Origin of the sequence: Acinetobacter sp. UBA2581 (genome assembly GCF_002339435.1) — a bacterium.
Classification (GTDB): Bacteria; Pseudomonadota; Gammaproteobacteria; order Pseudomonadales; family Moraxellaceae; genus Acinetobacter; species Acinetobacter variabilis.
Genome location: NZ_DDLD01000069.1, coordinates 1 through 7,726 on the forward strand (window position 1 = coordinate 1; position 7,726 = coordinate 7,726).

6 protein-coding genes and 1 pseudogene are annotated in these 7,726 nt (G+C 44.4%); 4 read left to right on the forward strand and 3 right to left on the reverse strand.

The window, feature by feature from the left end:
- Window positions 1-85: 85 nt before the first annotated feature.
- The 3 genes from B3Q46_RS08200 to B3Q46_RS08210 all read right to left on the reverse strand — a co-directional run bounded on the left by B3Q46_RS08200 (window position 86) and on the right by B3Q46_RS08210 (window position 3,852).
- Window positions 86-1,072 carry a malate dehydrogenase gene (locus tag B3Q46_RS08200; protein ID WP_004786815.1) on the reverse strand — a complete coding sequence of 329 codons (987 nt, stop codon included), beginning with the start codon at window positions 1,070-1,072 and terminating at the stop codon, window positions 86-88.
- Between the two features lie 172 nt (window positions 1,073-1,244).
- On the reverse strand, window positions 1,245-1,883 hold the full coding sequence (locus B3Q46_RS08205) for a ribonuclease T2 family protein (RefSeq protein ID WP_286714730.1): 639 nt from the start codon (window positions 1,881-1,883) through the stop codon (window positions 1,245-1,247).
- Window positions 1,884-1,917: 34 nt separating this feature from the next.
- Window positions 1,918-3,852, reverse strand: coding sequence for a lytic transglycosylase domain-containing protein (locus tag B3Q46_RS08210; protein ID WP_414631442.1), 1,935 nt, complete (start codon window positions 3,850-3,852; stop codon window positions 1,918-1,920).
- Window positions 3,853-4,186: 334 nt separating this feature from the next.
- Here B3Q46_RS08210 and miaB point away from each other — a divergent pair, with 334 nt between their 5' ends.
- The 4 genes and pseudogenes from miaB to B3Q46_RS08230 all read left to right on the forward strand — a co-directional run bounded on the left by miaB (window position 4,187) and on the right by B3Q46_RS08230 (window position 7,605).
- Entirely contained in the window at window positions 4,187-5,644 is a 1,458-nt protein-coding gene (gene miaB, locus B3Q46_RS08215; protein WP_262477813.1) for a tRNA (N6-isopentenyl adenosine(37)-C2)-methylthiotransferase MiaB, read from the forward strand.
- Window positions 5,645-5,682: 38 nt separating this feature from the next.
- Entirely contained in the window at window positions 5,683-6,759 is a 1,077-nt protein-coding gene (locus tag B3Q46_RS08220) for a PhoH family protein (protein WP_004786823.1), read from the forward strand.
- A gap of 34 nt (window positions 6,760-6,793) precedes the next feature.
- Window positions 6,794-7,276, forward strand: coding sequence for an rRNA maturation RNase YbeY (gene ybeY / locus B3Q46_RS08225; RefSeq protein WP_034171613.1), 483 nt, complete (start codon window positions 6,794-6,796; stop codon window positions 7,274-7,276).
- Between the two features lie 92 nt (window positions 7,277-7,368).
- A pseudogene (locus B3Q46_RS08230) lies at window positions 7,369-7,605 on the forward strand (antibiotic biosynthesis monooxygenase family protein).
- Window positions 7,606-7,726 lie beyond the last annotated feature (121 nt).

Here is a 7,726-nt window from a genome sequence, read left to right on the forward strand (position 1 = left end):
ACTTATTTCAGGACGGGACAAGAAATAGCAATAAAAAAGCACCCCAAATGGAGTGCTTTTTTTAACTTAATCTTAAAAGATTAAATTATTTGATCATGTCAGCAACTGCAGCGCGCTCTTCTTCAAGCTCGTTCAGTGTAACGTTGATACGTTCACGGCTGAATTCGTCGATTTCAAGACCTTGAACGATTTTGTATTCACCGTTTTCAGTAGTTACAGGGAAACCGAACATTACGCCTTCAGGGATACCATAAGAACCGTCAGAAGGAATACCCATAGTTACCCATTTGCCGTTTGTGCCAAGAGCCCAATCGCGCATATGGTCGATTGCAGCGTTCGCAGCAGAAGCAGCAGAAGACAGACCACGTGCTTCGATGATCGCAGCACCACGTTTACCAACAGTTGGAAGGAATACGTCTTTGTTCCAAGCTGCATCGTTGATTTTGTCTTTCAAGCTTTCGCCGTTCACGTTAGCAAAACGGTAGTCAGCATACATAGTTGGAGAGTGGTTACCCCAAACAGTCATGTTTTCGATGTCAGAAACTGCAACACCCGCTTTTTGAGCAAGTTGAGTTAACGCACGGTTGTGGTCAAGACGTAACATTGCTGTGAAGTTTTTCGCTGGAAGATCTGGAGCAGATTTCATAGCGATGTAAGCGTTAGTGTTCGCAGGGTTACCTACAACAAGAACTTTAACGTCACGGCTAGCAACTTCGTTCAGTGCTTGGCCTTGACCAATGAAGATTTCGCCGTTTACTTTAAGCAGGTCAGCACGTTCCATACCAGGACCACGTGGACGTGAACCAACTAATAAAGCATAGTCTGCATCTTTGAAAGCTACTTTAGGATCATCAGTACCGATCATGCCCGCCAATAATGGGAAAGCACAGTCGTCTAGTTCCATCATTACGCCTTTAAGCGCTTGCTGAGCTTTCTCAACAGGAATTTCTAATAATTGAAGAATAACTGGTTGGTCTTTACCAAGCATTTCACCGCTTGCGATACGGAATAATAGGCTGTAACCAATTTGACCAGCAGCGCCAGTAACGGCAACGCGAACAGGTTGCTTCATGTAATTATCTCCAATTGAGAGGATCGTCATAATGATTAAATAGCTGTTCTATCTAATCTTAATAATCATAAACGGCAAAGATTGTACTCCAATCCTCTGCGAGATGCATGTAAAAGAGAATGGATTTCAACAAAAGTATGATAGGAAATATAAATTAATTTGACTAAAAAGCTTAGTATGTCCCTTTTATTGTAACAGTTTTTGGGCATGTATTAATAATGTTTGCAGGACAGCCTTTATAGCCCCCATTGGCGTTATAGCAGACCTGAATCGACGTCAGCAGGCTAGATGCGCGGGTCTGATGGCAGTTAAAGCGCAATGCTGTTAAAGGCAGTTGCGGATTGATTTTCAGAAATTTGGAACGCAGCATATCAATGGAAACGGTATGGCTTTCCTGCTCGGTGAGTTCTTCAGGAACTTTCAGACGATCAGCATGATTGATCACCGTACGAAAATACTGTGTAGCATTCATCGGAATACAGCCGCCAATATTATGCCAGAGCAATGCGCGGGTATTTTCATCCGGCATGATACGGGCCACCACTTTAGCCTGCAAAGGCGGTAACTTCGCAGAACTGGTAGTAGTGCAATGTGTCGATGTGGTTTGAGGATAGAGACCAGAAATATTTAGGGAGTAACCTTCAAGACATTTTCTTTTTTTACTGTAGGCCGAATCCAGACTGCAAAGTGCCGGTACCATCTGGATGTCCATGACGTAACCCGTTGGCAATGCAAAGGCAGCTGGACTTGCTGCTAAAAATAAAAGCGCAGCCCATCCAGCAGAAATTTGAGCACCCCTTATTCCCTTGATCAACAAACTATCCTTCCCTTAGATTTTTTGAATACTATGGTGTATTACGTAACGGAATGGCTTGCATACGCTTACCGACCGATTGTGCGCCCTGTCCCAATAAAATACCGTAATATGTCGCGTTCGTCATGACATGTTTCACATAATCTCGCGTTTCCAGTAAAGGAATGGTTTCGGCATATTGATCCGCAGCAATACTTTGGAATTCGGGTTGCCAACGGCGGGCACGGTTCGGGCCGGCATTATAACCTGCTGTAGCCAGTACTGGACTATTGCTCAATTGACGCTGAATTGTTGATAAATAGTAAGTTCCGTAACGGATATTGGTGTTCATATCAGTTAAGGCTGCCGGGTTATAGGTCTCACCCATTTGACGAGCGACCAGTTTGGCGGTGTCCGGCATGATCTGCATCAAACCACCAGCGCCTACATGAGAGCGTGCGCCGGTATTAAACCGGCTTTCCTGACGCATCAAACCATAAGCCCAGGCAGGATCAATGCCGACATTACGGCTATGGCTCACCACATAATTCTGATGTGGCATCGGATAACGATAATTGTAATTATGCTTGTCCGCAGTACGATCCGCTGCATAAATGGCACGGTCATACCACCCCATATCCATCGCGCGTTTAGCTGCTGCCAACAGTAAATCGTCATCTTTTCTTAAATAAGCCTGACGCACTGCCCAGTTCCATTCACGATTAATATAATTCTCTGGTGCATTAATATTACGTAAGGCAAAGGCACGGCGGAAATGGATATCCTGGTTCAGGCGTTGCATGGCCTGACTGGATGGCTGCGCTGAATTCGGTGTAGAAGCCGTTAACTGGCCCAATCTATCCCGCGCTAGCAGGTTATGATAATCCTCACCGACCGCCAGTTTTTTATAGATACTTTCTGCTGCCTGTTTTGAAGCGCGATCTGTGCGCTGTTCACTGGCACGTGCCAGCCAGTATTGCCAGCGGTCTTCCTGTTTCTGGTTCACACTCATTGCATCAATGGCACGAATCAGACTTTCCCAGGCACTAAAACGAATCGCCTGACGGGCATAAATTTCGGCTTCTTCTGGACTAAATGGCAAACCATAGCTGGCATCCAGATAGTTCAGCACTTCACGGTTAAAATTATTTTTCATTACCGTAGTGCCGCCAATATAACCAACAGTTCTGAATAGTGTTTTTTGTACTTGTACCGGCGTACCTTCAGCAGTACGTTTTACAATGGACATTGCTGAATCGAGATCACGGTCTGCCAGACGCCCCAACGCATAAATCAGATAGGCATGATCAGTGGCAGTACTTTTAGGGGCTGACCATAAGTAATTGGTTGGATTGGCCTGAATTGTATTGAGCTGAGCTAGAGATAGGTTAAGCCCTAAACCTTGTGCAGTGGCAATTGCCTGTCCAGACTGACCAGCACGTAATTGCACCCACAAACGCTGCTGGCGGTCTTCATTGGTCATTAGAGGACTGGATAGCATCATTCGTCCTAAGCCCGTACAAGACTCAGGTTGAGAGTTTGTGGTCAGCCAGACATCTTTAAATTCAGCATAGACCAGCTGATCGCCACTTTTGGCACGGACTTGCGCAACTGCACAGGCTTCAGCTGGATCGGCATTGGTGACATATTGTAGTACAGGTTGTGCAGTGGCAAAGTCAGCCATTTTGACTTTTTCTTCGACATAATCGGCTGCAAGTTTTTCTGCCATAGCCGATTGAGGATAGCGTTGGGCGAAACTGATAATTTGACTGGCAGGTTGGGAGCCAAGGTTCTGGTTCAGAATCCAGTATTCAGGATAATAGCCCAAGGCATCATTTTGCATGATAGACTGATATTGTTGTAATAGTCCGACATTTCCAGTATTTGCCGCTCTTAAAGCATCATTAAATTGTTCTTCTGCTGCCTGCGCACTCATTGAACACAGACACGCCACACTCAAGTTTAGTAATTTATAATATTTCTTCATATTTTTAGTGTGTTTAAACATCAATTTGCCTTCTATCATCGATTTTTCGCCCAGCCCCTATTGCCTATCATAAGAGTTAGCCGAAAAATTATAACTCACTGTATTGTTCACTTATGTAACCTTATGATTAGACAATATTAATTTTCAGACACTTTTTGTCCATAAATCAATATTTTCCCAGCCGCATTTTAGGCTATAAGTTTAAGCGACTTTCCTGCTAAAATATGCGCCTTTTAAAGATTTCAGAACGTGAATTGAATTTTTATTTACCCGTTTGTCTATGCAAGCGGATTATTCGTTCACTCTTTCGACGTATTACCTTGTAGGAGCCTACATGACGGTTCAAACCTTCATTCCGAATGGTGCCCCAGCTGCCTCAGAAAACACTGTTACCCAGCCAGCGCACACCCCAGCCATCGATGATTCAGTTAAAAAACTGTATATCGAAACGCAAGGGTGTCAGATGAATGAGTATGACAGTCACCGTATGGCAGATCTGCTGGGCGATTCCCATGGCTATGTGCTGACCACTGATCCTAAAGAAGCGGATATTCTGCTGATGAATACCTGCTCGATCCGTGAAAAGGCACAAGAAAAAGTATTCTCAGAATTGGGCCGCTGGCGCAAGCTGAAAGAAAAAAATCCGGATCTGATTATTGGTGTCGGTGGATGTGTGGCTTCTCAGGAAGGTGACAATATCCAGAAACGTGCCAATTATGTAGACATGATTTTTGGTCCGCAAACCCTGCACCGTTTACCGCAAATGCTGGACCAGCATTTTGAGCAGGTCGAAAAACCGAAAAAAGAAAAAATCAAGCTGGTGGATATTTCGTTCCCGGACATCGAAAAATTTGACTTCCTGCCTGAACCACGTGTTGAAGGTTATAAAGCCTTTGTTTCGATCATGGAAGGCTGTTCAAAATACTGTTCTTTCTGTGTAGTTCCATATACACGTGGCGAAGAAGTGTCTCGTCCACTGGATGACGTTCTGGCAGAAATTGCTGGCTTGGCAGAAAAAGGCGTGCGTGAGATTTCGCTGCTCGGTCAAAACGTAAATGGCTATCGCGGTGAAACCTTCGACGGTAAAATCTGTACTTTTGCCGATCTGTTACGCTTGGTTGCAGAAATTCCGGGTATTGGTCGTATTCGTTATACCACTTCGCATCCACTGGAATTCAATGATGATTTGATCCAGTGCTACCGTGACCTGCCACAGATGGTGTCGCATCTGCATCTGCCGGTACAAAGCGGTTCCAATGATGTCTTACAGGCGATGAAACGTAACCACACCATTGATGTGTATATCGAGAAAATCGAGAAACTACGTAAGGTTCGCCCAGACATGCATTTATCTTCAGACTTTATTATCGGCTTCCCGGGCGAAACCGATGAGAACTTCGAAGAAACCTATCAGTTTATTCAAAATCTGGATTTCGACCATTCTTATAGTTTTGTTTATTCCAAACGTCCGGGCACCCCTGCCGCAGAGCTGGAAGATACGACACCTGAACAGGTGAAAAAAGAACGCTTGGCCAAAGTTCAGGACTGGATTAAACAGTCCAGTATTCGTAAAACAGATGCCATGCTCGGTACAGTTCAACGTGTACTGGTTGAGAAAGTTTCTGATAAAGATCCGAACATTCTGGTCGGTACAGCAGACAACACCCGTTATGTCACCTTTATTGGAGATGCATCATGGGTAGGACGCTTTGCAGAGATCGAAATCACCGAAATTAAAACTTTAAATTTAGTTTACGGTGAGCTCTTGAATCTTGAGCCTGACGTGGCGTAATGTAGAGCATATAACGTACACTTTTAAAAGGAACACTCTTGACTGCAACGATTCGACGTACAGTAGCTTTTCCTGGAATTTCGATGGACCGTTTACAAGCCGTCTTAGGTGCCTATAACGGTCATTTGAAACAAATTGAACAACGTTTAGACGTCAAAATTTCCCACCGAGGTGAAAGTTTCTTTATCGATGGTGGAATCGATGCCGTTGAGAGAGCCGAAATGCTCTTGCAACGTCTTCATGAAGAATCTGAACACAGCCAGCAGATCAGTGCAGATACTTTGCATATGATGATTCAAGGTAGCCAGACCGATCGTGAACTCCAGGAGAACCTGGAAGAACAGGAACATACCGGTCTGGACAATGTCTGGCTGCAGACTCGCAAAGGCCGAATCAATCCGCGCGGTGCCAACCAGAAACGTTATGTACAGCGTATTCTGCAAAGTGATATTTCCTTTGGTATTGGTCCTGCGGGTACTGGTAAAACCTATCTCGCCGTTGCAGCCGCTGTAGATATGCTGGAGCGTAATGAAATCCAGCGTATCCTACTGGTTCGTCCTGCAGTTGAAGCAGGTGAAAAACTCGGCTTCCTGCCGGGGGATTTAACCCAGAAGATCGACCCGTATTTGCGTCCCCTTTATGATGCCCTGTATGAAATGCTCGGCTTTGAAAAAGTGGCCAAGCTGATCGAACGTCAGATCATTGAAGTTGCACCCCTCGCCTATATGCGTGGTCGTACTCTGAATCATTCTTTTGTGATTCTGGATGAAGCCCAGAACACCACACCTGAACAGATGAAGATGTTCCTGACCCGTTTAGGGTTTGGTTCACGTGCAGTGATTACTGGTGATGTGACTCAGGTGGATTTACCACGTGGTCAGCAGTCGGGTCTGGCACATGCCTTACGTGTGATTGATAAAATCCCTGAGATTCATATTACCCGTTTCCATTCTCGTGACGTCGTGCGTCACCAGCTGGTTCAGAAAATTGTTGAAGCCTACGAAGGCTGGGACAGTGAACAGCAGCGTTTAAGCGCTGAGGCTCGTGCTGAGCGTAAAGCCCGTCAGGAAGCCTTGATAGCTGAGAATGATGCTGCGGCTGATGCACAGCATTAACGCTGCATTGTTATTTAATTTTTAAGGATTCACGTTGAAACTTAGTCTCTCCCTGCAACAGGACTTTCAGTCACCAGAACTGGTGCTGAAACGTGCCTATATTAAAAAAGTTGTAGAAACCACTTTGCGCCATATCGGTACCCAAAGTGATTGTGAAATTGGCATTGCCTGTGTCGATAATGACGAAAGTCATAAACTCAATCTGGAATATCGCGGCAAGGATAAACCGACCAATGTCCTGTCTTTTCCAAGTGAACTTCCAGATGAAATGGCACAGGTTCTGGATGCTTTCCCAATCGGTGATCTGGTGATTTGTATTCCAGTAGTGCTGCGTGAAGCTGCTGAACAGGACAAAGCTCCACTGATCCATTTCACCCATATGCTGGTACATGGCACTTTGCATCTGATGGGTTATGACCATGAAACTTCAGAGGAAGATGCTGAAGAAATGGAAGGCATTGAGATCGAGATTCTGGACAAACTGGGTATTGCTAATCCCTATCTGGAAAGAGATTAAAATTCAACAATTAAAAAGCGAGCCAAGGCTCGCTTTTTTCATTTTATTCACTTCATAATAAGCTCAATTTAAGAAATAAAATAAAAACCTTCATGAAATATGTCGTGATTTTCAAAGCGCAAATTAAAGAATCAGATCAGTGTTATTTTGAAGCAGCCTAGCGAATGAGAGAAAGAGCCCTTTCATAATTTCATTGCCAGTATTTTAAAGCCTTAACCGAAGGTACTCAGGAAATTGCACTTTCTTACTGGAACAGTCTTCATGATATTCGCGCCTGGCATGCAGATGCTGAACATCAGGCCGCTCAAGAGCTAGGGAAAAATAGCTAGTATACATATTTCAGCGTGGAAGTCTGTGAAGTTTTACGGCGCTATGATGCACATTTAAATTAAATACTCATCGATCCTTATTTATTTTTTTCTTGATCTGTAGGACTTACGCACTATTATT

Coding starts and splice junctions, on each gene's coding strand:
- B3Q46_RS08200 (WP_004786815.1), bottom strand. CDS start 1,072: ATGAAGCAACCTGTTCGCGTTGCCGTTACTGGCGCTGCTGGTCAAATT.
- B3Q46_RS08210 (WP_414631442.1), bottom strand. CDS start 3,852: ATGAAGAAATATTATAAATTACTAAACTTGAGTGTGGCGTGTCTGTGT.
- miaB (WP_262477813.1), top strand. CDS start 4,187: ATGACGGTTCAAACCTTCATTCCGAATGGTGCCCCAGCTGCCTCAGAA.